3 protein-coding genes are annotated in these 1,963 nt (G+C 62.5%); 2 read left to right on the forward strand and 1 reads right to left on the reverse strand.

What is annotated here, in order from left to right; translation table 11 throughout:
- Positions 1 to 267: fumarylacetoacetate hydrolase family protein (locus AC1DUU_RS30690; protein WP_476787086.1), on the forward strand; the 267-nt coding region annotated here is incomplete at its 5' end.
- 24 nt (positions 268 to 291) lie between these two features.
- A complete protein-coding gene (locus AC1DUU_RS30695) occupies positions 292 to 945 on the forward strand; it encodes a 4-carboxy-4-hydroxy-2-oxoadipate aldolase/oxaloacetate decarboxylase (RefSeq protein WP_476787087.1) in 654 nt (217 codons plus the stop codon).
- A gap of 62 nt (positions 946 to 1,007) precedes the next feature.
- Here AC1DUU_RS30695 and AC1DUU_RS30700 read toward each other — a convergent pair.
- The coding region (locus AC1DUU_RS30700) for a carbon-nitrogen hydrolase family protein (protein ID WP_476787088.1) at positions 1,008 to 1,963 on the reverse strand (956 nt) is incomplete at its 5' end.

Consider the following 1,963-nt stretch of genomic DNA (forward strand, 5'->3'; position numbering starts at 1 on the left):
GTCGAGAAGGTCGGCCACATTTCGTCAGGCAGCATCAAGCTCACCGTCAACGGCGAGGCAAAGCAGGACTCCGATGTCAACCTGCTGATCTGGAAGGTGCCGGAGATCATCGCCAACCTCTCGACCTATTTCGAGCTCCATGCCGGCGACATCATCCTGACCGGCACGCCTCATGGCGTTGGACCTGTCGGACCCGGCGACGAACTGGTTGGCACCATCGCCGGACTGGAACCGCTTACGATACGGATCGGCACGGCTGCCCAGTAAGACAAACCGATCGGGGGCGTGGCCATGGATGCTGACTTCGAGCGACCCGATCCGACGCTGCTGGGACAACTCGCCGCGTTCTCCGCGGCGACGATCCACGAGGCTAACGGACAACGCGGAGCAGTATCCAGCGCCCTGCAATCGCTTGACCCGGTAATGCGCCTCTGCGGCACCGCCCTGACGGTGCATTGCCCGGCCGGCGACAACCTGATGATCCACGCCGCGATCGCCGTGGCCCAGCCCGGCGACGTTCTCGTCGTCGATCATCAGGGCTCGATGGACGACGGCCCCTTCGGCGACCTGCTTGCTCAAGCCTGCCTTGCTAAGGGCATTCTCGGCCTGGTCATCGACGGCTGCGTTCGCGACGCTGCAACCCTCAAGCAGATGAACTTTCCGGTCTTTGCGCGCGGCCTGTGCATCAAGGGCACGACCAAGGTCAAACCAGGCACGATCGGCCGGCCAATCAGTCTTGCCGGGGAACACGTCGAACCGGGAGACGCTATCCTGGGCGACGAGGACGGCGTGGTCGTGGTGCGACGGCAAGACATCGCCAGCGTCATCACGGCATCGCGCGAACGCGAAGCCAAGGAGGCCGTCATGCGCGATGCCATCAGAAACGGCGCCTCTACGGTCGACCTCCTCGATCTGAAAAGCCGTCTATCGGCTGTCTCGGCCTAAGCCGGGCGCGATCTGCCTGAACACGTCACGCTCCGCCCGAGATAGGCGAAGGGCAAAGCCTCTCAAATTTCAGCGGTTGCGGTTTCGGACGGCTCGGTCGTTTCGTTGTCGCGCCAGTCTTCAGGTGCTTCGCCGGCCCAGGAAACGCGCGACAATGGCTTGCGATTGACGCGCAGGTCGAAGACATCGAAGCGGTTGTAGTGCCCGGTGATGTCGTGCATCTGCTTGGGCTGGATGCAGCGGTTGAGGTCGATCTCGGCATAGACGATGCCCTCTTCGTCAACCAGCGGGTTGCCGACCACGCGCCCGTCAGGGCCGATGACGCCTGAAAAAGCACTGTTCCTGCGCTCCAAAAGGGCGCGCGCCTCGGGATGATCGACACAGATGGTATCGATCATCTCTTTGGTGATGGTCGAGCACGACACCACGGTAAATACCTTGCCCTCAAAGCAATGTGCGGCTGCGCGCAGGCGGATGGCCTCGGCCATGTCGTAGTCGGCGGGGGCGACGGGCAGTGAGATGTAGCTCGCCACATGCACCATTTCGCCCTGAGCCAGCAGGGCAAAACGGGCGAGTGTGTTGGTGTTTTCGCCACAGGCGAGCACGCCCAGCCGGCCGATATCGGTGTCGTGAACGACTAGGCTCGAACCGTCGCCACCGGCCCAGGTCAGCTTTTCGGCCCAGGTCGGAACCAGCTTGCGGTGACGGCCGAGCAGTCGGCCGTCGGCACCGATCGTGACGATAGTGTTGTAGATCGTGCCATGACTGCTGCGGGGCCGTTCATTGACGCCGATCACGACATTGATACCGCATTCGCGAGCTGTCTGAGCAACAGCGCGAACTTCCGGCCCAGGCACGTCGACGGCACTTTCGTGCAGTTTCTGGAACCAGGTGCTGCCCTGGATCGGGTTCATGATCCAGTTCCAGTAGGGATAGCCGGCGATGAACGCTTCAGGGAAGGCGATGAGCTTCGCCCCGTTGGCGGCTGCCTCGCGGATGAGCGAACATACTTTTTCGG

It is taken from the genome of Aminobacter sp. P4_H6_2 (assembly GCF_056400805.1).

What these genes read in the sequence shown, in the direction of transcription:
- AC1DUU_RS30695 (WP_476787087.1), top strand. Translation starts at nt 292, where the DNA reads ATGGATGCTGACTTCGAGCGACCCGATCCGACGCTGCTGGGACAACTC.